24 protein-coding genes are annotated in these 26,840 nt (G+C 70.4%); 14 read left to right on the top strand and 10 right to left on the bottom strand.

The window, feature by feature from the left end:
• Positions 1-24: 24 nt before the first annotated feature.
• Positions 25-819, top strand: a complete 795-nt coding sequence (gene xth / locus DS837_RS14690; RefSeq protein WP_149165436.1) for an exodeoxyribonuclease III — start codon at positions 25-27, stop codon at positions 817-819.
• Between the two features lie 114 nt (positions 820-933).
• Here xth and DS837_RS14685 read toward each other — a convergent pair whose 3' ends face one another.
• Genes DS837_RS14685 through DS837_RS14665 form a run of 5 tightly spaced genes read right to left on the bottom strand, consistent with a single transcriptional unit; the run spans position 934 to position 6,283 of the window.
• A complete protein-coding gene (locus DS837_RS14685) occupies positions 934-1,518 on the bottom strand; it encodes a histidine phosphatase family protein (RefSeq protein ID WP_149165435.1) in 585 nt (194 codons plus the stop codon).
• Positions 1,515-2,714, bottom strand: a complete 1,200-nt coding sequence (locus DS837_RS14680; protein ID WP_149165434.1) for a glycosyltransferase family 4 protein — start codon at positions 2,712-2,714, stop codon at positions 1,515-1,517. The genes DS837_RS14685 and DS837_RS14680 overlap by 4 nt, the downstream gene beginning before the upstream one ends.
• A 31-nt stretch (positions 2,715-2,745) precedes the next feature.
• Positions 2,746-3,726: a GGDEF domain-containing protein gene (locus DS837_RS14675; protein WP_149165433.1), complete on the bottom strand. Its 981-nt coding sequence runs from the start codon at positions 3,724-3,726 to the stop codon at positions 2,746-2,748.
• Between the two features lie 41 nt (positions 3,727-3,767).
• Positions 3,768-5,042, bottom strand: coding sequence for a glycosyltransferase (locus tag DS837_RS14670; protein WP_149165432.1), 1,275 nt, complete (start codon positions 5,040-5,042; stop codon positions 3,768-3,770).
• A complete protein-coding gene (locus tag DS837_RS14665; RefSeq protein ID WP_149165431.1) occupies positions 5,039-6,283 on the bottom strand; it encodes a glycosyltransferase family protein in 1,245 nt (414 codons plus the stop codon). Before DS837_RS14665 ends, DS837_RS14670 begins: the two co-directional genes overlap by 4 nt.
• Positions 6,284-6,476: 193 nt before the next feature.
• Between DS837_RS14665 and DS837_RS14660 the strand changes: the two genes are divergently transcribed.
• The 9 genes from DS837_RS14660 to DS837_RS14620 all read left to right on the top strand — a co-directional run bounded on the left by DS837_RS14660 (position 6,477) and on the right by DS837_RS14620 (position 18,205).
• Complete coding sequence (locus tag DS837_RS14660; RefSeq protein WP_149165430.1) at positions 6,477-9,116, top strand: ABC transporter ATP-binding protein; 2,640 nt, start codon at positions 6,477-6,479, stop codon at positions 9,114-9,116.
• A 28-nt stretch (positions 9,117-9,144) separates the two neighbouring features.
• Positions 9,145-9,600 carry a cyclic nucleotide-binding domain-containing protein gene (locus DS837_RS14655; RefSeq protein ID WP_149165429.1) on the top strand — a complete coding sequence of 152 codons (456 nt, stop codon included), beginning with the start codon at positions 9,145-9,147 and terminating at the stop codon, positions 9,598-9,600.
• Between the two features lie 6 nt (positions 9,601-9,606).
• Positions 9,607-10,764 carry a glycosyltransferase family protein gene (locus DS837_RS14650; protein ID WP_149165428.1) on the top strand — a complete coding sequence of 386 codons (1,158 nt, stop codon included), beginning with the start codon at positions 9,607-9,609 and terminating at the stop codon, positions 10,762-10,764.
• Positions 10,765-10,851: 87 nt separating this feature from the next.
• Positions 10,852-11,670 carry a polysaccharide deacetylase family protein gene (locus DS837_RS14645; RefSeq protein WP_247889936.1) on the top strand — a complete coding sequence of 273 codons (819 nt, stop codon included), beginning with the start codon at positions 10,852-10,854 and terminating at the stop codon, positions 11,668-11,670.
• 3 nt (positions 11,671-11,673) lie between these two features.
• Positions 11,674-12,246, top strand: a complete 573-nt coding sequence (locus tag DS837_RS14640) for a hypothetical protein (protein WP_149165427.1) — start codon at positions 11,674-11,676, stop codon at positions 12,244-12,246.
• Positions 12,243-14,141, top strand: a complete 1,899-nt coding sequence (locus DS837_RS14635) for an ABC transporter ATP-binding protein (protein WP_149165426.1) — start codon at positions 12,243-12,245, stop codon at positions 14,139-14,141. The genes DS837_RS14640 and DS837_RS14635 overlap by 4 nt, the downstream gene beginning before the upstream one ends.
• A complete protein-coding gene (locus DS837_RS14630) occupies positions 14,141-16,033 on the top strand; it encodes an ABC transporter substrate-binding protein (RefSeq protein WP_247889935.1) in 1,893 nt (630 codons plus the stop codon). The genes DS837_RS14635 and DS837_RS14630 overlap by 1 nt, the downstream gene beginning before the upstream one ends.
• A 4-nt stretch (positions 16,034-16,037) precedes the next feature.
• Positions 16,038-17,036 (top strand): ABC transporter permease, encoded by a 999-nt coding sequence (locus DS837_RS14625; protein WP_119507538.1) that lies wholly within the window; start codon positions 16,038-16,040, stop codon positions 17,034-17,036.
• Positions 17,033-18,205: an ABC transporter permease gene (locus DS837_RS14620; RefSeq protein WP_149165424.1), complete on the top strand. Its 1,173-nt coding sequence runs from the start codon at positions 17,033-17,035 to the stop codon at positions 18,203-18,205. The genes DS837_RS14625 and DS837_RS14620 overlap by 4 nt, the downstream gene beginning before the upstream one ends.
• A gap of 3 nt (positions 18,206-18,208) precedes the next feature.
• Here DS837_RS14620 and DS837_RS14615 read toward each other — a convergent pair whose 3' ends face one another.
• Together DS837_RS14615 and DS837_RS14610 are read right to left on the bottom strand one after the other, a co-directional pair.
• Positions 18,209-19,024: a YcbK family protein gene (locus DS837_RS14615; protein ID WP_149165423.1), complete on the bottom strand. Its 816-nt coding sequence runs from the start codon at positions 19,022-19,024 to the stop codon at positions 18,209-18,211.
• Positions 19,025-19,170: 146 nt separating this feature from the next.
• Positions 19,171-20,046, bottom strand: coding sequence for an MBL fold metallo-hydrolase (locus tag DS837_RS14610; RefSeq protein WP_149165422.1), 876 nt, complete (start codon positions 20,044-20,046; stop codon positions 19,171-19,173).
• 268 nt (positions 20,047-20,314) lie between these two features.
• Here DS837_RS14610 and DS837_RS14605 point away from each other — a divergent pair, with 268 nt between their 5' ends.
• Positions 20,315-21,046 carry a hypothetical protein gene (locus DS837_RS14605; RefSeq protein ID WP_247889934.1) on the top strand — a complete coding sequence of 244 codons (732 nt, stop codon included), beginning with the start codon at positions 20,315-20,317 and terminating at the stop codon, positions 21,044-21,046.
• A gap of 43 nt (positions 21,047-21,089) precedes the next feature.
• On the opposite strand, the gene DS837_RS14600 is transcribed toward DS837_RS14605, so the two are convergent.
• From DS837_RS14600 to DS837_RS14590, 3 genes are all read right to left on the bottom strand, one after another.
• Positions 21,090-22,451: a PQQ-dependent sugar dehydrogenase gene (locus DS837_RS14600; protein ID WP_149165421.1), complete on the bottom strand. Its 1,362-nt coding sequence runs from the start codon at positions 22,449-22,451 to the stop codon at positions 21,090-21,092.
• The gene (locus DS837_RS14595) at positions 22,448-22,891 is read right to left on the bottom strand and encodes a DUF2231 domain-containing protein (protein WP_149165420.1); all 444 of its coding nucleotides are present in this window, start codon (positions 22,889-22,891) and stop codon (positions 22,448-22,450) included. The genes DS837_RS14600 and DS837_RS14595 overlap by 4 nt, the downstream gene beginning before the upstream one ends.
• Before the next feature lie 120 nt (positions 22,892-23,011).
• Complete coding sequence (locus DS837_RS14590; protein ID WP_094301366.1) at positions 23,012-23,701, bottom strand: response regulator transcription factor; 690 nt, start codon at positions 23,699-23,701, stop codon at positions 23,012-23,014.
• Between the two features lie 265 nt (positions 23,702-23,966).
• On the opposite strand from DS837_RS14590, the gene ribA reads away from it, so the two are divergent.
• From ribA to DS837_RS14575, 3 genes are all read left to right on the top strand, one after another.
• Positions 23,967-25,139: a GTP cyclohydrolase II gene (gene ribA / locus DS837_RS14585; RefSeq protein WP_211102232.1), complete on the top strand. Its 1,173-nt coding sequence runs from the start codon at positions 23,967-23,969 to the stop codon at positions 25,137-25,139.
• A gap of 165 nt (positions 25,140-25,304) precedes the next feature.
• The gene (locus DS837_RS14580; protein ID WP_149165419.1) at positions 25,305-26,282 is read left to right on the top strand and encodes a hypothetical protein; all 978 of its coding nucleotides are present in this window, start codon (positions 25,305-25,307) and stop codon (positions 26,280-26,282) included.
• Between the two features lie 35 nt (positions 26,283-26,317).
• Positions 26,318-26,839, top strand: a complete 522-nt coding sequence (locus DS837_RS14575) for a L,D-transpeptidase family protein (protein WP_149165418.1) — start codon at positions 26,318-26,320, stop codon at positions 26,837-26,839.
• Position 26,840: the final 1 nt, after the last annotated feature.

Below are 26,840 nucleotides of genomic sequence, written 5' to 3'. Positions count from 1 at the left end.
GACGCCATTACGGATCACCGGACGATGCGCATCGCCACCTGGAACATCAATTCCGTCCGCATGCGGATGGACCTGCTGCTGCGCCTCATCGACGAGGCGCAGCCGGACGTCATCTGCCTGCAGGAGACCAAGGTCGTCGACACCGACTTCCCCATGGCCCCGCTGGCCGAGAAGGGCTACGTCCACGCCCACATCCACGGGATGAAGAGCTACAACGGCGTCGCCATCCTGTCGAAGCTGCCCTTCGCGTCGCGCGACGTGCAGCACTGGTGCGGCAAGCAGGACTGCCGCCACGTCTTCGCCGAACTGCCCGGCGGGATCGAGCTGCACAGCGTCTACATCCCGGCGGGCGGGGACATTCCGGACCCGGAACAGAACGACAAGTTCGCCCACAAGCTCCAGTTCGTGGACGAAATGACCGAATGGTGGACGACCCGGCGCAGCCCGGACCGCCGCATGGTCATGGTCGGCGACCTGAACATCGCGCCGCTGGAGAACGACGTCTGGAGCCACAAGGAGCTTCTGAAGATCGTTTCCCACACCCCGGTGGAGGTGGCGAAGCTGACGGCGATGCAGGCGTCCATCGGCTGGGTCGACGCGCTGCGCCATTTCGTTCCGCCCACGGAAAAGCTCTACACCTGGTGGAGCTACCGCGCGAAGGACTGGGCGGCCTCCGACCGCGGCCGGCGGCTCGACCACATCTGGGTCACCCCGCCGCTGAAGGACGCGCTGACCGGCCACCGCGTCCTTCGCGAAGCCCGCGGCTGGGAGCCGAAGCCGTCCGACCATGTGCCGGTGATGGTCGATCTCGCATTGTGATTGGGTGGGGGTAGTGAGAAGGATTTCACCACAGAGACACGGAGACACAGAGATTTCTTGAAGGGTCTCTTTGTGATTATCTCTGAGTCTTTGTGTCTCTGTGGTGAAACACCATCACATTTCGACCAGCGGCACGTTCATCGCAACCACCACCGGGGTCCCGTCCTCCGCCACCCGGAAACGGTGGGCGCAGCCGTCGGTCAGGCGGTGGGCCGGCTTGCCCACCATGTCCCAGCCGGTGGCCAGCGCGTAGAGCGCCCGCATCACCCCGTTGTGGGCCACCGCCCCGGTCGGCACGCCCCCGGCCCCCACCTCGGCCAGCCAGGGAATCAGCCGCTTCTGCACGTCGCGCGGGCTTTCCCCGCCCGGCGCGCGGAAGTCGAGGCCCATCCGCTCGCGATCCGCGGTCAGGGCGCCGCTCGACCGCAGTTCCTCCAGCAGACGGCCTTCCCACTCGCCCCAGGACATCTCGACGAGGCGCGGTTCCGGCGCCGGGTCGAGGCCGAGCAGCCGGGCGGTCTCCCACGCCCGCCGCTTCGGGCTGGCGACCCAGCGGTGGCCCAGCACGTCCGGCGGCAGCCTCCAGGTCGCGACTCGGGCGCGGCCCTCGTCGGACAGCGGCTCGTCGATGCCGCCCTGGAGACGGTGCGCGGCGTTCCAGGCGGTCGGCCCGTGGCGCAGGATGATGAGGTCGGTCATGGGCTCCCTTTCCGCGCGGCGCCCCGGACGACTCCGTCCAGGACCGCCACCGCGTTGCTCAGATCATGCTCCGCCGCGGCGATGCGGCGCGCGGCCTCGCCGAAGCGATGGCGTTTCCCCGGGTCGTCGAGCAGCGCCCGGACCGCGGCGGCGAAGGCCTCCGCGTCGCCCACCGGCGGCAGCAGGCCGGTCACCCCGTCGCGCACCACGTCCGGCACCCCCCCGGTCCGCCCCGCCACCACCGGCAGACCGGCGGCCTGGGCCTCCAGCAAGGCCATGCCGTAGGCCTCGTTCACCGCCGGCCAGACCAACAGGTCGGCAGCGGCATAGAGCGCGGTGAGATCGGACGAATCCTGCTGGCCGAGGAACAAGACTCCCTCCCCTGCGAAGCGGGGGAGGGTTGGGGTGGGGGCAAGTGCGCCTCTCCCGAACAATGTCTCGATCCGCAGGCGAGCGGGACCGTCGCCGGCGATCAGCAGATGCGGACTCGCCCCCACCCCGGCCCTCCCCCGCTGGGCGGGGAAGGGAGAGAGGGCTTGCGCCAAAATCTCGTAGGAGCGCTCCTTGTCGCCGCCGCGCATCATGCCGACGGCCAGCAGCCACGGAACATCCGGGTTCAGGCCGTAACGCTCGGTCAATGTTGCCCGGTGCCGGTCGCGCTCCGCGGCCGCCGTCGCAAAGGGGCGCGTGTCGAGGAAGGGCCGCAGCCGCACCAGCCGGTCCGGCGAGGCGAGCAGCGGCAGCACCCCCTCGGCGTCGTGGCCGGCGAGGTTGACGACGGCCGCCGCCTGCCGGATCGCCGCCTCGGCGGCGCGGTGGCCGGCGACAAAGGGGCCGGCGGCGCGCTTGGCCGCGAAGGACGCCTCCGCCACCACATAGGGGATACCGAAGCGGCGGCTGACCGCCGGTCCGATCCAGTCCGGCGCCTTGTGGTACAGGTGGTAGGTGAACCAGAGGTCCGGCGGGTCGTCCCGCCAGCGCGCCGTCAGGCGGTCGGCGCAGCGCGCGCCCAGCGCCGCCAGACGCTCCGCCCGGCCCGGACGGCGCCCATCGTCCCAGCTGCGCAGGGTGCTGGCCAGGGTCACCACGTGCCCGGCCCCCTCCAAGGCGGCCATCAGCAGCCGGGCCATGCGCCGGTCGCCCGAGGGCACCGGGTGGGTCGGGGATTTCAGCGGGGCGTAGAAGGCGATGCGCATCGCGGCCCCGGTGTCGTGAAGAAAAGGACGCTCAGAACGGGGTCGGTTCCCGCGCGCAGACGACCCGGTTCCGTCCGGCGGCCTTGGCGCGGTACAGCGCCTCGTCCGCGCTGGACAGCATGGCGTCCACGTCGCGCGTCCCGGCGGCGCAGCAGGCCACGCCGATCGACACGGTGAAGCGCACCGTCTCGACTCCCGATGATACCTTCAGTTCTGCCGTGCGGCGGCGGATGCGCTCCGCCACCATGCGCGCCCCGGCGATGTCGGTTTCCGGCAGCAGGATGGCAAACTCCTCGCCGCCGGTGCGGCCCAACAGGTCGTTCTCGCGCAGCAGGGCGCGGCAGGCGGCGGTGAAGGTCCGCAGCGCCTCGTCTCCCACAGCGTGGCCGTGGGTGTCGTTGATGCTCTTGAAATGGTCGAGGTCGAGCATCAGCAGCGTGACCGGCCGGCCGTGGCGGCGGGCGCGGGCCAGCTCCTGCTCCGCCGCCTCGACGAAGTGGCGGCGGTTGGACACGCCGGTCAGCGAGTCGGTGATGGAAAGCCGGCGCAGCCGCTCCTCCGACTCCTTCAGCGCCGTCACGTCGTTGATCAGCACGTAGATGACCGGCAGGCCGTCCCAGGGCAGAGGCGACATGCTGACTTGGACACAGGTGCGCTGACCGTCGGCGGACATCATCACCCCGTCCTGGGACCGCACCAGCTCCCGCTCGCGCAGGCAGCGCAGGAAGGCATCCCGCTGGTCGTCGATGCCCGATTCCTCGACGAAGTCCAGGAAATGGCGCCCGACCAGGGCGTCGCCGCTTTGGCCGAGGATGCGCGCCGCCTCCTGGTTGGCGAAGACGATGCCCATTTCCTGATGGATCAGCAGCCCGGCGGGCAGCAGGTCGAGCATGTCGCCCAGCTTGCTGCGCGTCAGCGACAGCTCGTGGCTGGTCGCCACGGCGTCGCTGTCGTCGTCGAAGTCGATGAAGGAAAGGATTTCCGGTTCGGGAAAGGCGGCTAGACTCGACATGACGTCGCAAAGGTGGAGCAAAGCCGCACTCTATCCCGTTGTCAGCCGCCGTGCAACGCACAGCATCCCCCAAATGGCATAAAGGACGACTGTCCATTTCCGGTTGTGAAACGGTCATGCAGCCGGTCGATGCCCAAGTCGCTGCCGAAGTCCCGCCGCACCCGCGCGGCACCCGCCGCCCCCAGCGCCGCGCGGCGGGCCGGATCGCGGAGCAGCGACTCGAGCGCGCCGGCCAGCGCGGCGGGATCCTCGGGGTCCACCAGCGTGCCGGTAACGCCATCCTCGATCAGTTCGGCCACCGCGGCGGCACGGGTGGACAGGCAGGCCAACCCCTGGCTCTGCGCCTCCATCAGCACGTTGGGCAGGCCGTCGCGGTCGCCGTCGCGCGCGGTGCGGCAGGGCAGGACGAACAGGTCGGCGCGGCGGTACTGGGCGATCACCGCGTCCTGGGCCTTCGCCCCCTGCCAGTCGATCCGCCCCTCCAGACCCAGCGCCGCCGCCTGCGCCTTCAGCGCGGACAGCCGGTCGCCGCCGCCGATGTGGGTCCAGCGCCAGTGCAGCCCGGCGGGCAGGCGGGCCAGCGCGTCGAGCAGCAGGTCGAAGCCCTTCTTCTCCACCGCCCGACCGACCGACAGCAGCCGCACCGGGTCGGCGGGGTCGGACCCGTCGCGCGCCGGGCGCGCGTCCGGCGGGGCGGGGAAGCGGCTGAAGTCCAGACCGTGGTAGAGCAGGTCCACCCGCTCCGGCTCCGGGGCCAGGGCGCGCAGGCGGGCGAGGCCGAGCGCGGTGCAGGTGACGCCCCAGCGCGCCTCGGCCAGCTTGTCCCGCAGGTCCCAGTCCGGCGAGGTCCAGATGTCCTTGGCGTGGGCGGAAAAGCTCCAGGGCAGGCCGGTCAGCAGGGCCGCGTAGCGCGCCACGCTGGCCGGGGTGTGCAGGAAATGGGTGTGCAGCCAGGTGACGTCCGCCGGCAGTTCCGCCGCCAGCACACAGGCTTGGCCGAAGCGGCGCACGCGGTTGCGGCTGGGGTCGCGCCGCAGGTCGGCCAGCCAGGCGGCCCGCGCCGCCGGCCAGCCGGGGCGCCGCCGCGCCGCGGCCAGCGCGCGCAGCACGCGGGCGGGCGCGTCGTGCAGATATTCGGGCAGATAGGTCACCGGGGCGGTGACGCGGCGGTTCAGCTCGTGCACCGCCTTGTCGGTCGGTTGACGCAGGCTGACGATCCGTTGACGCAACCCCCGCCGCTCCAGCCCCAGAATCTCCTGCGCGATGAAGGTTTCCGACAGGCGGGGCCAGCCCTTCACGATGACGGCAACGGTCACGCGGCGTCCCCGGCGGCCATCTGACGTTCGGGCGCGCAAGGGAACGGCGACGGGGCCGAGGCCGAATCCGGCAGGTAGCGGGCCGACAGGCGGTTGACGCTCTCCAGCCCGCCGAGCAGGCCCGGCACCACCACCGAGGAGGGCGGCGCCTGCCAGGGCAGCCGGCGCAGCGCCGCCGCCATCGCCGCGGCGTCGCGCACCCCGTCGTCCATCAGGACGGAGACCAGACCCAGCTCCTGCGCGCGGGCGGCGCGGATGGTCTGCTCGCGCCGCGGCACCTCGCGCGGGACGATCAGCGCCTTCTTGTCGAAGGACAGGATCTCGCAGAAGGTGTTGTAGCCGCCCATGGCGACCACCCCCACCGCCCCCTGCATCAGCCGCTCGATCCGCGCCTCGAAGGCGGTGGCCTCGACGTTGGGCAGGGCTTCCGCCCGGGCCAGGAACTCGGCCTGGAGGTCCGGCTGCATGAAGGGGCCGAACACCAGAACGGCGCGGTAGGGGATGCCGGGATCGCTCTCGTAGGCGCGCAGCACCCAGTCGACCAGCGCTTCGCCGTCGCCGCCGCCGCCGGGAGTGACCAGGATGTAGGGTTCGTCCGGCAGGCCGGGACCGTGCGGGACCGCCGGGGGCACGGTGCGGTGCAGATAGCCGGTGTAGACCATCTTGTCGCGCACCGACTGCGGGACCTCGATCCCCTCCAGCGGGTCGCAGATCTGCGGCAGGCCGTAGGCCCAGATCTCGTCGTACAGGTTCTCCAGCGCCGGCAGGACCTTCTTGCGCTCCCACTCCGGGGCGAGCAGGGCCGGCTCGTCCATCACGTCGCGCAGCCCCAGCACCAACGGCACGCCGCGGCCCTTCAGAAGCTCCAGCGTCTCCCGCACCTCGCCGCGCAGGCCGAGCGGTTCCTTGTCCACGATGAACAGGTCGGGCTGGTAGATCTCCGCCGTGTGGCGGATCAGCGAGGCCCGCATGGACAGGATCTCGTCGATGTCCAGATGCAGGTTCAGCGCCGTGTATTCCCCGTTGCGCAGCTTGATGACGCCGGGGATGCGCACGAAGTCCACCCGCGTGCGGAAGTCGAAGCTGCCGACGATGGGCGAGCCGGACAGGATCAGCACGGACAGGTTGCTGTAGCGTTCCACCAGCGCATGGGCGATGGCCCGGCAGCGGCGCAGATGGCCGAGGCCGAACGTGTCATGGCTGTAGATGAGCACGCGGCCCGAGGTCGGACGTTCGCTCATGGAGTTCCTACCTCTCCCGATTGGCCTCTTGTGTCCGGCCGCGGCTTGGCCGATGAACGGGTGTGCGTCATGCCGCCGTCACGCCGGCGGCAGACCGCGTGCAGGCGAACCATAGTCCCAGCGGCCAGACGGCAGAGGGGGTAAGGTTTCTGCCTGCTCCCGGCACCGGCGTCCCCTTGCGTAGAATGGCGCTATGGAATCCAGCATTTTCCGATTCATCCTTCGGCACAGCGTCCGTCAGCAGATCGTGCTGACCCTGATGACCCTGGCGTCCTTTCCGTTCCTCTACGCCTCGCTCGACCTACCGAAGCGGATCGTCAACGAGGCGATCGCCGGGAAGAAGCTGCCTGAATCCTTCCTCGGCTTCCATCTCGATCAGGTGAGTTACCTGTTCGTCCTATGCGGACTGTTCCTGACTTTGGTGCTGGTCAACGGCGCGTTCAAGTACGTCATCAACACCTACAAGGGCCGCCTGGGCGAGCGGATGCTGCGCCGGCTGCGGTACGAGCTGTACGTGCGCGTCCTGCGCTTCCCCCTGCCCCGCTTCCGCAAGATGTCGCCCGGGGAGATCATCCCCATGATCACGGCGGAGGTGGAGCCGCTGGGCGGCTTCATCGGGGACGCCATCGCCATCCCGGTGTTCCAGGGCGGCACCCTGCTGGTCTACATCGCCTTCATCTTCGTCCAGGACCCGGTGCTGGGGGCAGCGGCGGTGTCGCTGTACCCGTTCCAAGGCTGGCTCATCCCACGGCTTCAGCGCAAGGTCAATCAGCTTGGCAAACAGCGCGTACGTGCCATGCGCCAGATCGCCGACCGCATCGGTGAGACGGTGTCCGGCATCCAGGAGGTGCACACCCACAACACCGCATCCTGGCATCTCGCCGATCTCAGTCACCGCCTGGGCGACGTGTACCGCATCCGTTTCGAGATTTACCAAAGAAAGTTTTTCGTCAAATTTCTGAACAATTTCATAAACCAGCTGACCCCGTTCTTCTTCTACTCGATCGGCGGTTATCTGGTGATCCATGGTCAGCTGTCCTTCGGCGCGCTGGTCGCGGTTCTGGCGGCCTACAAGGACTTGGCCGCCCCTTGGAAGGAGCTTCTCGACTGGTACCAGCAGAAGGAGGACAACCGGATCAAGTACGAGCAGGTGGTGGAGCAGTTCCACGTCCCCGACCTGCTGGCCGAACGCCTGCTGCGCGAGGAGGAGGACGTCCCGTTCAAGGGCAGCCTGTCCTTCCGCAACGTCGCGTTCGGAGAGGACGGCGGGTCGCCCATCCTGGAGGGGGTGACCTGCGACATCCCGCTGGACGGCCACACCGCGCTGATCGGCGTCGGCTCCGGGCGGGACGAGCTGGCGCAGCTTGCCGCCCGCGTGCTGCTGCCCTCGTCGGGCCAGATCCGGCTGGGCGAGCGCGACTATGCGGAGCTGCCGGAGAGCGTGACCGGACGGCGCGCCGCCTATGTCGGTGCCACCCCCTACCTGTTCTCGGCCTCGCTCTACGACAACCTCGTCTACGGGCTGCGCCACCGGCCGCTGCGCGAGAACGGCGACGGTGAGGAAGCGGCGGCGCGGCGCAAGAGCCGGATGACCGAGTCGGTGCTGTCCGGCAACGCCACCGACGACGTGGACGCCGACTGGATCGACTACGCCGCCGCCGGCTGCGACGGGCCGGAGGATCTGAAGGCCCGCATCCTGCGCGTGGTGACCATGGTTTCGCTTCAGGACGACGTGTACGGCATGGGCCTCAACCGCACCGTCGACCCGGAGCGGCGCCCCGACGTGGCCACCCGCGTGCTGGAGGCGCGCGACGCCATGCGCGCCACGATGCTGAACAACCCGGACCTGGGGCGGCTGGTCGAACGCTTCGACCCCGACCGCTACACCGTGAACGCCACGCTGGCGGAGAATCTGCTGTTCGGCACGCCGGTCGGCCCGATTTTCCAGACCGACGCGCTGGCCTCGAATCCCTATATGCTGCATGTGCTCGACAAGGTGGGGCTGACCGACACCATCCTGGAGACCGGCCACAAGGTGGCGGAAACCATGGTCGAGCTGTTCGCCGGCCTGCCGCCCGGCCACGAGTTCTTCGAGCGCTTCTCCTTCATCGGCTTCGCCGAGCTGCCGGAGTATCAGGGCATCCTGGCGCGCACCGCGAAGGAGGGGCTGGGCGCGCTGCGGCCCGAGGAGCGGACGCGGCTGATGACCCTGCCCTTCAAGCTGATCGGCGCCCGCCACCGTCTGGGCCTGATGACCCCGGACCTGGAGAAGAAGCTCCTGCAGGCGCGGCACCTCTTCGCCAGCGACCTGCCGGCGGACCTGAAGCACGCCGTCGCCTTCTTCGACCCGGAGGCCTACAACGCCGCGGCCAGCATCCAGGACAACATCCTGTTCGGCAAGATGGTCTACGGGCAGGCGCAGGTGCAATCCAAGGTGGGCCGCATCGTGGCGGAGCTGGTGGACCAGCTTCACCTGCGCGACACCATCGTCGAGGTCGGGCTGGACCATCCCGTGGGGGTCGCCGGGTCGCGCCTGTCCGCCGCCCAGCGCCAGAAGGCGGCGCTGGCCCGCGCCCTGCTGAAGCGGCCGGACCTGCTGGTGCTGAGCGAGGCGACCAGCGGCCTGGACACCAGCAGCCAGACCAAGGTGCATTCCGCCATCATGGGGGAACGCAAAGGATGTGGTCTTGTGTGGGTTCTGCACCGCGCCGGCTTGGCACGGGCGTTCGAGCGAGTCATTGTGATGAAGGACGGGCGAATCGCCGAACATGGGCGCTTCGACGAGTTGAACAGGCCCGGAACGTTGTTGCATGAATTGGTGTCCGCCGAATAAAGCCGGCGGCGTTGAGGAGGCAGACGGCATGAGCATCGCCGAAGAAGTCAATTGCCTGCGCAGGATTCCCCTGTTCGCCAACATCGACACTGCCAAGCTCAAGCTTCTGGCCTTCACCAGCGAGCGGTTGAGCTTCCGCTCGGGCGACATCCTGTTCGAGCAGGACGAGATGGGCACCTGCGCCTACATCCTGCTGCGCGGGGAGGCCGAGGTGATCGTGACCGGCCCCGGCGGGCCGCTGGCCGTCGCGACGCTGGGGTCCAACGAGATCGTCGGCGAGATCGCCATCCTGTGCGACGTGCCGCGCACCGCCACCGTCCGCGCCAGGACCGATCTGGAAGCGCTGTGCGTGCCGAAGGACCACTTCCTTCAGATGATCGCCGACTTCCCGCAAATGGGGCTGGAGATCATGCGCTCCCTGGCCCACCGGCTTGAATTGACGACCATGCGCCTGCGCGAGGTCTTGGCCGCCCAGGCGGTCTGACAGCTCATGCGTGTTCTTTTCCATGTCCAGCATCTGCTGGGCATCGGCCACGACCGGCGCGCCGCGCTGATCACCCGCGGGCTGGCCGAGGCCGGCGTCGCCGTCACGGTGCTGCGCGGCGGGCATCCGGTGCCGGGGATTGATTACGGCACGGCGGCGGAGATCGTCCAGCTTCCCCCCGCCCGCGCCGCCGACGGCAGCTTCAAGACCCTGCTGGACGGGCACGACCGGCCCATCGACGATGACTGGCGCGCCCGGCGCCGCGCGGCGGTTCTGGAGGTCCATGAGCGGGTGCGGCCCGACGCGCTTCTGGTCGAATCCTTCCCCTTCGGGCGCCGCGCCTTCCGGTTCGAGCTTCTGCCGCTGCTGGAGGCCGCCAAGGCCGGCGGGGCGGTCACCGCCTGCTCGGTGCGCGACATCCTGGTGGCCAAGGCCAAGCCGGAACGGCTGGAGGAAACCGTTTCGACCGTGGAACGGCTGGTCGACCATGTGCTGGTCCATGGCGACCCGGCGCTGATCCCCTTCGCGGCGACCTTCCCCGCCGCCGCGCGGCTCGCCGACCGCATCCGCTACACCGGCTATGTCGCCGCCCCGCAAGGCGGGGACACCGAATCGACGGACGGCACCGGCGAGGTGATCGTGTCGGTGGGCGGCGGGGCGGTCGGCCTGCCGCTGCTGCGGGCGGCGCTGGCGGTGCGTGCGTCAACTCTCCCCGGACTTGACGCACCATGGCGCCTGCTGGCCGGGCCGGACGTGCCGGAGGCGGATGTCCGCGGGCTCGCCGCCGCTGCCCCGCCGGGCACCATCGTGGAGCGGGCGCGGCCCGACTTCCCCGCCCTGCTCCGCCGCTGCCGCCTGTCGATCAGCCAGGCCGGTTACAACACCGTGCTCGATGTGCTCCAGGCCGGCTGCCGAGCGGTCGTCGTCCCCTTCGCTGTGGGCAGCGAGACTGAGCAGGCCACCCGCGCTCGTCTGCTGGAGGAGCGGGGCCGGCTGGCCGTGGTCGACGAAGCCACCCTGACACCGGACACCCTGGCCGCGGGCGTTGCCAAGGCGCTCGCCCTGCCCCCGCCGCCGGCCATCCCGCTGCGCTTGGACGGTGCCGCCGCCACCGCCCGGCTGCTGTTGGACGCGGTGGCCTACCGCCAAGGCAACAGCCGCTAAACCAATCAGGACGCTTGGATTTTTCCGGTGCGGGGGCCATGCTGACGGTCATCTCCTGCTCCGGCCTGCCCCGGCCCCAACCGTGCGATGACCGTGACCGCCACCGCCCCTTCCGACAGCCCGCCGCGCTCCGGGTGGGACGATCTGACCGCCGAGCTGGACGCCTGGGCTGCCGCCGGGCGCACCGCCACCTTGTGGTGGCGCGACGACGACGCCGTCGAGCCGACTCCTGCGCTCGACCGGATGGTTGCCCTGTCCGTCGAGACCGGCGCGCCGCTGGCCCTGGCGGTCATCCCGGCGGGCGTCACGGACTCCCTCGCCCCCGTTGTGGACGCGGCCCCCTCCGTCACGGTGCTTCAGCACGGCTGGTCGCACGCCAACCACGCCGCTCCCCCCGCGAAGAAAGCGGAGCTTGGCGCGGACCGGCCCGCCGCCGCCGTCCTGGCCGAACTGGCCGAGGGGCGGAACGTGCTGGAGCGCCGGTTCGGACCGCGCGCCCTGCCCGTCCTGGTGCCGCCGTGGAACCGCGTCGCGCCCGGCGTGGCGGCGGGCCTGCCCGGCGCGGGCTTCGCCGGCCTGTCGGTTTTCGGGCCGCGGCGTGTGTCAACCGTCAACATGATGTGTGTCAATACACACATCGACCCGGTGGCCTGGAAGGACGGCAAGCGCTTCCTCGGCGACTCGGAGTCGCTGGGCATGGCGGTCGCCCATCTGCGCGCCCGGCGGCTGGGTACGGTGGACGCGAAGGAGCCGACCGGGCTGCTGACGCATCATTTGGCGATGGACGGCGAAACCTGGGCCTTCACCGCGCGTTTCCTGACCGTGACCCGCCGCCATCCGGCGGCCCGCTGGCTGGCTGCTGAGACCCTGTTCGCCACCCCGTTCGCCGCAGAAGGACATCGCTGAAACATGGCCGAGCTGCCCATGGCCCGACCCTCGACCGGGGAGACGCCGACCGTCGAGGAGATGCGTTACCCCGCCGGGGCGCTCGCCGGCGACTACGCGCGGGCCGGGGCCGGGCTGGCGCTGACGGTGCTGCCGCTGGCCTTTCTGCCCGTCACCCCCTGGATCGCCGTGCCGCTGGCGGCCTGCGCGCTGCTGTTCGCCGTCTTCGCGGCGCGCACCCTGCAACGCCAGCTGACCCGCCTGACCATGGACGGCGAGGGCCTGCGGGCCGACGGGCCGCTGGGCGGCGCCATCCGCTGGGACGCGCTGTCCGGCCTGAAGCTGCGCTATTACGCGACCAGGCGGGGGCGCGACGACGGCTGGATGCAGGCGGCGCTGAGCGGCGGCGGCACGACCCTGCGCTTCGACAGCAATCTGGAGGGCTTCGACGCGGTGATCGAACAGGCCGCCCTCGCCGCCGGGCGCAACGGGGTGGCGCTGACCCCAGTGACGGTGGACAATCTGATCGCTCTCGGCATCGAGCCGCCGGCAGATCCCAATGAAAAAGACCCCAACGAAACGAGGCCGGCACCATGAGCCGCACGCTGCTCCGGGTGGAGGACCTGAAGGTCGATTTCCAGGTGCCGGGCGGCGTGGTCCAGGCGGTGCGCGGCGTGTCCTTCCGGGTGCGGGCGGGGTCCACCGTCGCCCTGGTCGGCGAATCCGGGTCGGGCAAGTCGGTGGCGGCGCAGTCGATCCTGCGCATCCTGCCGCGCAACGCCGCCATCGCCGACGGGCGCATCCTGTTCGACGACGGCATCGTCAACGACGGCGCCGGACCCGTCGACATCGCTTCGCTGAAGGCCGACGGCACGGCGATGCGGGCGCTGCGCGGCGGCCGCATCTCGATCATCTTCCAGGAGCCGATGACCTCGCTGTCGCCCCTGCACACCGTGGGCGACCAGGTGGGCGAGGCGGTGCGGCTGCACCAGCGGGTGACCGCCCGGCAGGCCCGCGCGCAAGCCGAGGACATGCTGCGCCGGGTGCGCTTCCCCGACCCGAAGCGGGCGCTGGACACCTACCCGTTCGAGCTGTCGGGCGGCCTGCGCCAGCGCGCGATGATCGCCATGGCGCTGGTCTGCCGCCCCGCCCTGCTGATCGCCGACGAGCCGACGACCGCGCTGGACGTCACCATCCAGGCGCAGATCCTGAAGCTGATCAAGGACCTCCAGGCCGATCTCGGGATGGCCGTGCTGCTCATCACCCACGACCTGGGGGTGGTCGCCAACCTCGCCGACGAGGTGGTGGTGATGCACCGCGGGCGGATCATGGAATCCGGCACGCGCGAGGACATCTTCGCCGATCCCCGCCACCCCTATCTGAAGGCGCTGCTGCGCGCCGTTCCGCGCTTCCACATGGCGCCGGGGGAACGGCTGGTGCCGATCCGCTCCATCACGTCGCAGGGCGGCAGCCTGCTGGAGAAGGATCACCAGCCCTGGCCGCCCGGCGCCGACGCGGCGGGGCCGCTGCTGGCGGTGGAAGGGGTGCGCAAGCGCTACGGGGCGCGCAAGGCCGGCTGGTTCGGCGCCAAGGCCGGGGCGGGCACGCTGGCGGTGGACGATGTCAGCTTCGCCATCGCGCGCGGCGAATGCGTCGGGCTGGTCGGCGAGTCGGGCTGTGGCAAGACCACCCTGTCGAAGATCCTGATGCGCGCCCTGACTCCGGATCAGGGCAGCGTCCGCTTCAACGACCATGGCCGGGTGGTGGACGTGCTGGGGCTGGAGGGCGCGGCCCTGACCGCCTTCCGCCGCAAGGTGCAGTTCGTCTTCCAGGACCCCTTCGGTTCCCTGAACCCGCGCATGACCGTCTTCGACATCATCGCCGAACCGCTGGTCATCCACGGCATCGGCGACGAGGCGGAGCGCGCCGCGCGGGTGAAGGAGCTGATGGGGCTGGTCGGGCTGGACGCGCGGCATCTGCGCCGCTACCCGCACAGCTTCTCCGGCGGCCAGCGCCAGCGCATCGGCATCGCCCGCGCGCTGGCGCTGCGGCCCGAGCTTCTGCTGCTCGACGAGCCGGTATCGGCGCTCGACGTGTCGATCCAGGCGCAGGTGCTGAACCTGCTGAAGGACCTGAAGGAGCGGCTCGGCCTGACCTACCTGTTCGTCAGCCACAATCTGGCGGTGGTGGATTACATGGCCGACCGCATCCTGGTGATGTGCCGCGGCCGGATCGTCGAGTCGGCCCCGCGCGAGGCGCTGTTCCGCAACCCGGTCCACCCCTACACCCGCGCCCTGCTGGCCGCCGTGCCGGAACCAGACCCCAGCCGCCCGCTGTCGCTGACCGACCTGGAGGAAGGCCGCGCCTCCGACCCCGCCCGCTGGCCCGCCCCCTTCACCATCGACGACGACCACCAGCCCCATCTGGTCGATCTCGGCGGCGGCCATTGCGTGCGCGCCGACGCCGCCGTCCGCGTGCGGGAGGTGGCGTGATGAGGCTGGCCCGCCCCGCCCTGCTGCTGCTCGCCTTCCTCGGGCTCAGCGCCTTCGACGCGGTCGAGACGCCGATGCTGGAGAACGCGGTCGGCGCCGGGTCGCTGCCGCCGGTGGAGAAGCGGCTGCCGCTCACCCCGCTGGTCGAGCCGATGGACCGCGCGTGGCAATCGCCGGGGCGCCATGGCGGCGACCTGCGCCTGCTGATGGCGCGGACCAAGGACACACGGCTGATCTACGTCTACAGCTACGCCCGGCTGGTCGCGCTGACCCCGAGCCTGCGCATCGTGCCCGACATCCTGGAGCGGGTGGATGTGGAGGAGGGGCGGATCTTCACCTTCACGCTGCGCCGCGGCCACCGCTGGTCGGACGGCCATCCCTTCACAGCGGAGGACTTCCGCTACTGGTGGGAGGACATGGCGAACAACGCCAAGCGCTCCCCCGGCGGGCCGCCGCCGGAGATGCTGGTGGCCGGGGAAGCGCCGAAGTTCGAGGTGCTGGACGCCGCCGCGGTGCGCTACACGTGGACCCGCCCCAACCCCTTCTTCCTGCCGATGCTGGCCGGGGCCAAGCCGGTGGAGATCTATGCCCCGGCCCATTACCTGCGGCGCTTCCACCCCCGCTTCACCGAGCCGCTGGAGCTGAAGCAGCGGGTGGAGGCGGAGCGGCAGAAAAGCTGGCAGCAGCTTCACAACCGCAAGGACAATCTGACCGAGTTCGACAACCCGGACCTGCCGACCCTGCAGCCCTGGGTGCCGACGACCGCTCCGCCCGCGGAACGTTTCATCTTCGTAAGGAACCCCTATTTCCATCGGGTGGACCCGGCGGGGCGGCAGTTGCCCTACATCGACCGGGTCATCATGACGGTGGCCGACGCCAAGATCATCCCGGCCAAGACGGGAGCGGGCGAGAGCGACCTCCAGGCGCGCTACCTGCGGTTCGACAACTACACCTTCCTGAAGCAGGGGGCGAAGCGCAACGACCAACGGGTCACGCTGTGGCGCACCGGCATCGGGGCGCAGGTGGCGCTGTTTCCCAACCTGAACTGCAACGACCCGGTGTGGCGCGCGCTGAACCGCGACGTGCGCTACCGCCGCGCCCTGTCGCTGGCTATCGACCGCGAGGAGATGAACCAGGTCATCTATTACGGCCTCGCCATCCCGTCCAACAACACGCTCTTGGAGGTCTCGCCGCTGTGGGTGCCGGCCTACCGCGACCGCTGGGCGCAGTTCGACGTGAAGCAGGCCAACCGGCTGCTCGACGAGATCGGCCTGACCAAGCGCGACGTCAACGGCGTGCGCCTGCTGCCCGACGGCCGCCCGCTGGAGATCGTGGTGGAGACCGCCGGGGAGAGCACGGAGGAGACCGACGCGCTGGAACTGATTGCCGACGGCTGGCGGCGCCTCGGGGCGCGGCTCTACATCCGCTCCTCGCAGCTCGACGTGTTCCGCAACCGCATCTTCGCCGGCGACACCTGCATGTCCATCTCGCGCGGGCTGGACAACGCCATCGCCACCGCGGACATGAGCCCCGGCGAGCTGGTGCCGGTCGATCAGGCCAAGTACCAGTGGCCGAAATGGGGCCAGTTCTTCCAGACGATGGGCAAGGACGGCGAGCGCCCCGACATGCCCGAGGCGCGCGACCTGCTGGAGGCCTTCCGCGCCTGGCGCGACGCCCCGGACGAGGCCGGGCGGGCGGCGGCCTGGACGCGCATCCTGACGCTCAACGCCGAGCAGGTCTTCACCATCGGCACGGTGGCCGGGGTGCCGCAGCCGGTGGTGGCGCGCCGCACCCTGCGCAACGTGCCGGAGGAAGGGCTGTTCAACTACGACCCCGGCGCGCATTTCGGGCTGTACCGGCCCGACGGCTTCTGGTTCGACGGAAAGGGGTGAGGCCATGCTGGGCTACGTGATCCGCCGCATCCTCATCATGATCCCGACGCTGCTGGCGATCAGCGTCATCACCTTCGTCATCATCCAGCTTCCGCCCGGCGACTATCTGACGACGCTGGTCAACGAGATGCAGAGCCGGGGCGAGAGCATGGACCAGGGCCGGCTGGCCATGCTGCGCGAGACCTACGGGCTCGACCGGCCGATGTATGAGCAGTACGCGCTGTGGCTGGCCGGCATGCTGCGCGGCGACTTCGGCTATTCCTTCGAATACAACCTGCCGGTATCGGACGTGGTGGGCGACCGGCTGTCGCTGACCGCCATCGTGTCCTTCGCGACCATCCTGTTCATCTGGGTGGTGTCCTTCCCCATCGGCATCTATTCGGCGACGCGGCAGTACAGCCTGGGTGACTATGTCCTGACCTTCCTCGGCTTCCTCGGGCTGGCGACGCCCAGCTTCCTGCTGGCGCTGGTGATGCTGTATTTCGCCAACGTGTGGTTCGGCACCTCCATCGGCGGGCTGATGGACCCGCGCTACATCGGCCAGCCCTGGAGCTGGGGCAAGGCGATGAGCGTGTTCGAGCACATGTGGATTCCGGTGATCGTCATCGGCACCGCCGGCACCGCCGCGATGATCCGCCGCCTGCGCGCCAACCTGCTGGACGAGCTGCACAAGCCCTACGTCGTCACCGCGCGGGCCAAGGGCCTGCCGCCGGGGCGGGCGCTGGTGAAATACCCGCTGCGCGTGGCGCTGAACCCCTTCGTGTCCGACATCGGCAACCTGCTGCCGCAGGTCGTCTCCGGCGCCGCCATCGTGTCGGTGGTGATGTCGCTGCCGACCACCGGGCCGATGCTGCTCCAGGCGCTGCGCAGCCAGGACATGTATCTGGCCGGGTCCTTCCTGATGTTCCTGGCGGTTCTGACGGTGATCGGCGTCTTTCTGTCCGATCTGGCGCTGGCCGCGCTCGACCCGCGCATCCGCCTGAGCGGGGGAGCCAGCCGATGAGCGCCTCCCTTCCGACCCACACCCCCCTGCCCCACACCGTCGACACCGCCCCCTGGGACCCCGACGAGGTCGAGCGGCTGTCGCCGGAGCAGGAGCGCTTCACCACCGCCTCGCAATGGCGGATGGTCTGGTGGAAGCTGCGGCGGCACAAGCTGGCGGTGGCGTCGGGGATCGTGCTGCTTCTGCTCTACGCCTCGACCCTGGTCAGCGAGGTCCTCGCCCCCTACGCGGTGGACAGCCGCAATTCCCACTTCATCCACGCCCCGCCGCAGACCGTGCATCTGTTCCACGAGGGGCGATTCGTCGGCCCCTTCGTCTACGGCTACAGCTACCGGCTGGACATGGAGATCCTGAAGCGGGAGTACAGGCCCGACCCGGCGAAGGTGCAGCCGATCCGCTTCTTCTGCCGCGGCGACCGTTACGCGTTCTGGGGGCTGGTGGAGACCGACTGGCACCTTGCCTGCCCGGCCGAGGGCGGGACGCTGTTCCTGATGGGCACCGACCGGCTGGGCCGGGACCTGCTGTCGCGGATGATCTACGGGACGCGCATCTCGCTGACCATCGGGCTGATCGGCGTCGCGGTCAGCTTCGTGCTGGGGATCGTCATCGGCGGCATCGCCGGCTATTACGGCGGCTGGGTGGACAATCTGATCCAGCGGCTGATCGAGATCATCCGCTCCTTCCCCGAGCTGCCGCTGTGGATGGCCCTGTCCGCCGCCCTGCCCGTCACCTGGAACCCGATCTTCATCTATTTCGGGATTACGGTGATCCTCGGCCTTCTGGAATGGACGGGCCTCGCCCGCGCCGTGCGGTCCAAGCTGCTGGCCCTGCGCGAGGAGGACTTCACCACCGCCGCCCAGCTGATGGGGGCCAGCCCGGCCCGCATCATCGGGCGGCACCTGCTGCCCAGCTTCATGAGCCACCTGATCGCCTCGGCGACGCTGGCCATCCCCGGCATGATCCTGGGCGAGACGGCGCTGAGCTTCCTCGGCCTCGGCCTGCGCCCGCCGATCACCAGCTGGGGGGTGCTGCTGACCGAGGCGCAGAACATCAACGTGGTGGCGCTGTACCCCTGGCTGATGCTGCCGGTGGTGCCGGTGATCGTGACCGTGCTGAGCTTCAACTTTCTCGGCGACGGCCTGCGGGACGCCGCGGACCCGTATCGGTAAAGCTCAGGGCTTCTTCTTCGCCGCAGGCTCCGGCTGCTCCTTGAGGGAGGCCAGCACCATGCGCACGCGGGCGAGGTCGGCGTCGTTGCCCTTGGCGGCAGCGGAAGCGGGCGCGGCCTTGGCCGGGGGGCGCTTCGGCGGGGCGGGCTCCGCCGCCGCGACCTGGGTGCGGGGAGCGGCGGGAGCGGGCTTGGCGGCCACCGCCTTGCCCGACGCGGCCTTCGCCGGGGTCGCCCTGGCCTCCAGGATGCGGGGATCGCCGCCCTTCGGGCTCCAGGTGCGGACCGGGCCGGTGTCGACATGGACGTGGCCGGTGTGGGGGTAGAGCGCGTAGCCGCCGCGCTGCAGGGCCGCGGCCTCATCGGCGAGACGGCGGGGCGGGACGCCGGGGATGGAGATGTCGGCGGCCTGGCCGCGCAGGTGATAGCTGTTTTCCGCCACGTTCGGGTTGCTGCGGGCCAGCGTGACGTTGGTCAGCGGCGACCGGTAGCCCGAGGTGATGTGGACCGGCGTGTCGGCGTCGGCGCCGCAGCGGTCCCGCAGATCGGCCAGAAGCTCCACCAGGGTGGGATCGACGGGCACCGTCTCGCCGGTGCGGCGGTCGCGGAACAGGCTGGCGATGCGGTCCAGAGCCTGCGGATCATAGCCGTCGGCGCGGCGGTAGGTGACGCTGACCGTCTCGCCGCTGGCGGGATGGTGCAGGACGATCGAGCGGGGGCCGCCATCGAACGAGGCCTTTGGACCCGGAGTGGAGGCGCAGCCGGCGAGCGTTCCGCCGGCGAGCAGACCCAGCAACGATAAGCGCAGAAGATGCCGCATGCGTCTCCCCAGAGTTCTCTCTGCGGTTGCAGGCGGTTTTCATACCATAATTGTCACACGATCCGGCAGTGACAACGGGCCAGGGGACGCGAACGGAGGCTTGGCCGTGTCCTTGGCGCATCACTGTCCAAGGGGATAGTTGCCGATCAGAGAGGAAGCGTCATGCCTTCGCGGGCGACCAGCGTTCCGGGGCGCCGGGCTTCGGCGGCGGTGGCGATGACGTCCAGGTCGGCATCGGTGCGCCGGGGGTCGTGGTGGAAGATGACCGCGCGCTTCACCCCGGCCTCGTCGGCGATGCGCAGGCACTCCTCCCACGTCGAATGGCCCCAGCCGACGCGGGCGGCGTATTCGGCGTCGGTGTAGGTGCAGTCGTAGATCAGCAGGTCGCTGCCGCGCACCAGTTCCATCACGGCGGGGTCGCGCCCTTCCGCTGGGTGCTCGGTGTCGGTGACGTAGCACAGGCTGCGCCCGGCGAACTCCACGCGGTAGCCGGTGGCCCCGTCCGGGTGGTTGAGCCGAGCGGTGCGCACGGTAACGCCTGGCTTCACCGCCAGCGTCTCGCCGCTGACGAAATCGTGGAAGGTGCAGTCGGCCCGAAAGATCTCCACCGGGACCGGGAACAGCGGCGCCGACATCATGCATTCCAGGACGGAGCGCATCGTCCGCTCCCGCTCCAGATGGCCGGCCCTGATCCGCACGCGGCTGGCCGCGTCGAAGGCCGGCGCGAAGAAGGGCAGGCCGCAGATGTGGTCGAGATGGCTGTGGGTCAGCAGCAGATCGACGTCCACCGGCTCCCCCTGGCGCATCAGCGCCTCGCCCAGCGGGCGCAGGCCGGTGCCGGCGTCGAGAACCAGGAGAGCATCCCCGCAGCGCAGCTCGACGCAGGGGGTGTTGCCGCCGTAGCGGACCGTGTCCGGCCCCGGGGAGGCGATGCTGCCACGCACGCCCCAGAAGCGGACGGTGAAGTCCGGCGGGGTGTCAGGCGCACCGGAACAGGCGTCGGAAACGGTTCGTGCCGTCATGGTACCGACAATTTGGCGGTAGGACCCTCGCGAGTCGAGTGAAAAGGTTGTTTCACGAAACGACCCTCCGGCTCGTCCGCAAGCCGGTCCGGCGGCAAGCGGGCAGCCGTTCCGCCTCGATGGAAGGGGGGACGGCGCGAGACGGGGGTAGGAGGAAAAGGCGTGCCGCACCGCCGAGATGCGGAGATGCCCAATCCGATAAGATGTGGTAGTTTGCGCCCGTTCGCCCATCGACGCGAAAAATCGCCTCCGGACCCCGCCCCCTCGGATGGACCCAGACAAGCTCGCCAAAGTCCTCGCCATGGCCGAGTCGGAGCATCAGGGCGAGGCCCAGTCCGCTCTGCGCGCCGCGCGAATCATGCTGTCGAGGGCCGGCCTGTCGTTCCGCGATCTCGCCCGCGGCGCCCGTCCGGTCTCCACCGCCCCGGAACCGCCGCCCGCCGCCAGCGCCCCGCCGCCCGACCGTCCGCCGCCGCCCGACCAGCTCGTCCAAGGCTTGCGCCGTCAGGTGCGCGATCTGGAGCTGGAGGTCGCCGGGCTGAAGCGGCAGCTGGAAAAGAGCAACGGCGACATGGAGCGCCAGCGCGAGGAGGCCGACCGCTGGCGCGGTCTCGCCCGCGAAACCGCCGAGAAGCTCTGGGACCTCGGCAAGGCGCTGGAGCGCAAGCACAGCCGCCACACCAGCCTGGACAAACGCCGCGCCATCCTCGATCTGCTGCAGGACCCCGGCAGCGCCCTGCTGGCCGACCATGAGATCGCGCGGCGGGTCGGCACCTCGACCAAGCTGGTCGCCCATTGGCGCCGCCGGCTGGCCATCGTCGGGCGGAAGATCCGCCTGCTGCCCGTGGTGCCGCGCGGCCGCGGCCTGTGGGGCGGCGGGCGTCCGGCCGGTCCGGCTCGCGGCGGAGCGGCTCTGGCGAACAAGCGCCAGCGCTGGATGGGCTATCCGGTCGCCGTCACCATCGCGGACCGGTCAGGACCGCTCGGCAAGCGACCCTGACACGGCGTTCCCGTTTCAGTTGGCCCGTTTCAGTTGGCCCGTTTCAGTTGGATGATCCGTTCCCATCGGTCGTGGCACTGCCCATATCCGCCGGTGCTTGCGCACTGGACGAGCGATCCGTCACCGCGACGCGCCACACCGTGTTCGACAGGTCGTCGGCGACGATCAGGGCGCCCTTCGGGTCCACCGTGACGCCGACCGGCCGGCCGTAGGTCTTGCCGTCCTCGCCCATGAAGCCGGTCACCACCTCGACCGGGTCGCCGGCGGGGGCTCCGTCGCGGAAGGGGACGAAGATCACCTTGTAGCCGCTGGGAACGCTGCGGTTCCAACTGCCGTGCTCGCCGACGAACACGCCGTCGGCGAAGCGCTCGCCCATGACCGGCGAGGAGAAGGCCACGCCGAGCGCCGCGACGTGCGAGCCCAGGGCGTAGTCCGGCTTGATCGCCGCGGCCACCAGCTCCGGCTTCTGCGGCTGGGCGCGCGGATCGACGTTCTGCCCCCAATAGCTGTAAGGCCAGCCGTAGAATCCGCCCTCGCGGACCGAGGTCAGGTAATCGGGGACGAGGTTGGGGCCGAGCTCGTCGCGTTCGTTGACCACCGCCCACAGCGTGCCGGTCCCCGGCTGGATGGCCAGCGCGGTGGGATTGCGCAGGCCGGTGGCGTAAGGCCGGTGCGCGCCGGTCTGCGCGTCGATCTCCCAGACCATCGCGCGGTCGGCCTCGGCGGGCATCCCGCGTTCGGTGATGTTGCTGTTGGAGCCGATGCCGACATAGAGGAACCGCCCGTCCGGGCTGGCGGCCAGCGACTTGGTCCAGTGATGGTTGATGTAGGCGGGCAGGTCGGTGACCTTCTCCGGCGGCCCCTCGGCCCGGGTCTGGCCGTCGCGGTAGGGGAAGCGCACCAGCGCGTCCTGGTTCGCGACGTAGATCTGGCCATTCACGAAGGCCAGCCCGTAGGGCGCGTTCAACTGGTCGGCGAAGACCGTGCGTTCCTCGTACCGGCCGTCGCCGTCGGCGTCGCGCAGGAGGGTGATGCGGTTGCCGCTCGGCACCGAGGTTGTGCCCTTGGCCTTGATGATGCCGGCGATCAGGTCCTTGGGCCGCAGCGGCGGGGCCGAGCCGCCCCGGCCTTCGGCAACCAGGATGTCGCCGTTGGGAAGGACGAGGGTCTGGCGCGGGATGCCGAGGTCGGTGGCGATCGCCGTGACGGTGAAGCCCTCCGGCACGGTCGGTTTCCGGTCCCCCCAGTTGGCGGGGTTGGCGATCTTCATGCTGGGCAGCAGACCGTGCTGCTGCTCGGGCAGAGGCGGGTTGGCGCCGTAGACGGGCTGCGACGGGTTGTTGTCGTCGCAGGCGGTCAGCAGGACGACGATCCCCGCCGCGGCCAGCAGGCTGGAGCGTTTCATCGCGTTTCTCCCATGCGGGCGCCAATGCGGAGACTGGAGAAGCCGAACCAGGTCGCCAGGATGGCGGTCACGGCGACGGCTGCCGACAGGATCAGGCCCTCCGGCATGGTTCCCCAGGCGTCCCGCGCGTGCACGAAGGCGTTGACGAGGCCGAGCGCGACGGTGATGAGCAGCAGGACGAAGTAGACGAGCCCGCGACCGCGGCGCCGGCCGGCGCGGAACAGGTCGATGAAGGCCCAGAGGAGCGAGACGCTGGCGAAGACCATGCCGCCGGCGATCAGCCAGGAGGCGAAATGGCTCCACTGGATCTCGAAGCTCCTGAAATAGGCGAAGTCGCAGAGCAGGCCGCCCAGGAACAGCGGAAGGGAGGCGGCGAGCAGCACCGCGTGCAAGGGATGGATGGCCCTTGCCGGTCTGCCGTGATCGACGATGGCAACCAAGACGTCATCTCCTTGCCCAACGGGGGTCCGTGCCGAAACGGCGCGGAAATCAATCCTTTCAATGGGTAGGCAGGGAGATGGTTCCGCGCGGCCGCCGGCCGGGGATCGCCTGACAGGGGATCAGGGCACCAGCCGGTAGCCGCCGGGCTCCGTCACCAGGATTTCCGCGTTGGACGGATCGCGCTCGATCTTCTGGCGCAGGCGGTAGACGTGGGTTTCCAGCGTGTGGGTGGTGACCCCGGCGTTGTAGCCCCACACCTCGCCCAGCAGCGTCTCGCGCCCGATCACCGCACCGCCGGCCCGGTACAGGTATTTCAGGATCGCCGTTTCCTTCTCGGTCAGGCGGATCTTGCGGGCGCCGCCGTCCGCAAGGAGCAGCTTGCCCGCCGGGCGGAAGCTGTAGGGGCCGATGGCGAAGACGGCGTCCTCGCTCTGCTCGTGGACGCGGAGATGCGCGCGCAGCCGGGCCAGCAGCACCCCCATGCGGAAGGGCTTGGTGACATAGTCGCTGGCCCCGGAATCGAGCCCCAGGATGGTGTCGGCGTCGGAGGCCGCCGCGGTCAGCATGATGACCGGGCAGCGCACCCCCTCGCGCCGCAGCAGGCGGCAGAGGTCGCGCCCGTCCATGTCCGGCAGCCCGACATCGAGCAGGATGGCGGCGAAGCCGCCCTCGCGCGCAACGGCCAGCGCCGAGGCGCCGTCCCCGGCCTCCACCGTCTCGAATTCCTCCAGAAGCTGGAGCTGCTCGGCGAGGGACTGCCGGAGGGCGGTGTCGTCGTCGATCAGAAGGATGCGTTTCGCAAGCGTCATTCGGGGGCGTTCACCGGTGGCTCCGGGCGCGGAACTTATCATGGCCCGCGCGGGATTGCCCTAGCCTAATCGGAAGGACCTGAGCATAGCGCAACCCGGATTCGCCCGCACCGGCGGCGGTTTGCGCCATCGTTGCACCGCCGGCAACGGTGTGGCGCGCGGGATTTGCTGGACAGGGGTGCGCCACCTGCGCTTTGCTTCCCGCGCTCTCCGACCCATGTCGGGATCTTTCGCCCTTCGGGGCGCAGCACGCGAAGCCTCCGTTATGTACGCCGACGCCCCGTCCGACTCCGCCCTGCCCGAAGCCGTCCTGCCCATGGACGAAGCCGCCATGCGCGCGGTGGACCGGGCGACGGCCGCCCTGCGCCGGGGCGAGGCCGTCGCCATCGAGACCGCCGACGGCAGTGTCGGCGCCGCGGTGTCGGTGGAATCCGTGGCGATCGACGCCGTGCAGCGGCTGGTGCAGCTCACCGGCGCCGCGCCGGTCCTGGCCGTCACCCGCCGCCGCGCCACGGTGCTGAAGCTGATGGGCGAGGGGACCGGCGTCGTCGCCCTGTCGCTTCCCCGCTGCCTGACCGCGGACGAGGCCCACGCGCTGGCCGACCCCGAACACCGCCCGGACGGCATGATGCCGGACGGCCTGACCGCCACGGCCATGGACCCCGGCTCGCGCGAGACCGCGGCGGTGGACCTTGCCCGGCTGGCGCGGCTGCTGCCGGCGGCCATCGTCGCCCCGGGGACCGGACACACGACCACCGGCCACAGCGGCAGCGCCGCGGAATGGGCGGCGAAGCACGACCTGCTGCTGGTCCGCGCCCGCGACATCGCCGACTACCGCGTCCATGTGGTGCGCACGCTGCGCCGGGTGGCCGAGGCCCGCGTCCCGCTGTCCGGCGCCGAGAACACCAGCATCGCCGCCTTCCGCCCCATCGACGGCGGGCCGGAGCATCTGGCGATCATCGTCGGCACCCCGGCGGCGGGCGAGCCGGTGCTGGCCCGCCTGCATTCGGAATGCTTCACCGGCGACCTGCTGGGCAGCCTGCGCTGCGACTGCGGCCAGCAGCTGCGCGGCGCCATCGCCGAGATCGCCCGGCAGGGCAGCGGCGTCCTGCTCTATCTGGCGCAGGAGGGGCGGGGGATCGGCCTCGTCAACAAGCTGCGCGCCTACCGCATCCAGGACCGCGGCTTCGACACGGTCGACGCCAACGAGATCTTGGGATTCGAGGCGGACGAGCGGGTCTATCTGCCGGCGGCGGAGATGCTGCGGCAGTTGGGCTTCACCGCCGTGCGGCTGATGACCAACAACCCCGAGAAGCTGCGCCAGCTCGCCCGCTGCGGGATCGAGGTGGTCGAGCGCGTTCCCCACATCTTCCCGGCCAACGGCCACAACGAAGGCTATCTGCGCACCAAGGCGGAGCGCAGCGGCCACATGTTCTGAGAGTCGATTCTTCGGAGGGCAGGAATCGCCCCTTGCCCGGCAGCTCTTGCCGGGTCGCGGGTCGCATCCGAGCCCGAAAGCGCGCGAGGGCACGGGATTCCAGCCCAGGGAACTGGCACACCGGTTGCTTAGGGTAGGGCTGGACACCGCGACGGGAGACCGCCCATGGCCATCGACGCCACCACCATCGACGCAGCCGCCGCTTCGCGGCCGGTGCAGCGCGAGCGGTCGCCGGCCCAAGCGGCGCCCGCCTTGACGGTCATGGAAAGCCGGGACAGCCCCGACCGGTACGAGGCCGAGGCCGAGATGTCCTTCGGCGACTTCCTCGACATCATCAACCCGCTTCAGCACATCCCCCTCGTCAACACCATCTACCGCGAGATCACCGGCGACACGATCAAGCCGTCGTCGAAGGTCATCGGCGGCATCCTGTTCGGCGGCCCGCTGGGCGGCATGGCGTCCATCGCCAACGCGGTGGTGGAACAGGCCCAGGGCAAAGACATCGGCGGGCAGATCATGGCCTCGCTCGGCTTCGACGGGGACGCCGCCGCCGGCCATCCGCCCGCCGGCACCTCCGGAGCCACCGCGGTCGCCGCTCTGCCGGACTCCACAGCCGGCACCTCAGCGCCGGCTGCGGCAGCCACGGCGCCGGCCACCCAGCCGGCCCATGCCGCGATGGCGGAGCTGCCGGACGCCAAGCGGTCCACGGCCCCGTCGCACGGGGTGGGGGCGGCGGTGGGCGGGACCGGGCGCAATGGCCTGACGGACACGCCGCATCCCTCGCGCATGCCGGCGCGCGACACCCCGCTGGCGAACAGCCTGATGGCCAAATACGCCGCCGCCAAGCCGCATCCCTCCACCATCGGCTTTGCCGCAACGGCGGCCCCCTCCGGCGCCCGGAAGACCGCGGAGGCCCAGGCGCCCGTGGCCCAACCGGACGCCACAGCCGGAACCGGGGCGGCGAACGCACCGACAAATGCGCCGGCACAGGCGAACGCCGCCCCGGCCGCCGCCAACAGCAACGCCTTCGCGCCCGTGACACCGGACATGCTGTCTGAGACGATGATGCGCAATCTGGCCAAATACGAGCAAGGCCGGCGAGCCGCACAGGCCCCCGCGCCCAGTCTGCGGGTGTCGGGCTGAGCGCGATGACCCCGGAAGCGGGTGAGGGAAGGGCGATGGAGATCACGGTTCGTCTTGCGGACCCGCCGGCCGAAGGCCGTCTCGACTGGCCCGGCGGGTCATTCCGCTGCGTTCTCGGCCGCGGCGGCATCCGGTCCGCCAAGCGGGAGGGCGACGGCGCCACCCCGGTCGGCCGCTTCGCGCTGCGCCGCGTGTTGTGGCGCGCCGACCGGCTGGAGCGGCCCGAGACGGGCCTGCCGGTGTCGCCCATCGCGTCCGACGACGGCTGGTGCGACGACCCGGCGGATCCCGCCTACAACCATCCGGTCAAGCGCCCCTACGCCGCCAGCCACGAGGAGCTGTGGCGCGACGACCACGTCTACGACGTCATCGTGGTGATGGGGCACAACGACGACCCGGTGGTGCCGGGTCTGGGCAGCGCCGTCTTCATGCATGTGGCGCGGCCCGATGGGGCGCCGACGGCGGGCTGCGTCGCGCTGCCCCTGCAGGACCTGCTGCGGCTTCTGAAGGACTGCGCGCCAGGCACCGCGCTGACCGTGCTGGACCCGGCGGCGTAAT

Origin of the sequence: Azospirillum brasilense, from assembly GCF_008365405.1 — a bacterium.
Lineage (GTDB): Bacteria > Pseudomonadota > Alphaproteobacteria > Azospirillales > Azospirillaceae > Azospirillum > Azospirillum brasilense_D.
The sequence above is the reverse complement of the archived record's forward strand: the minus strand, read 5'-3'. Positions and strand labels throughout refer to the sequence as shown.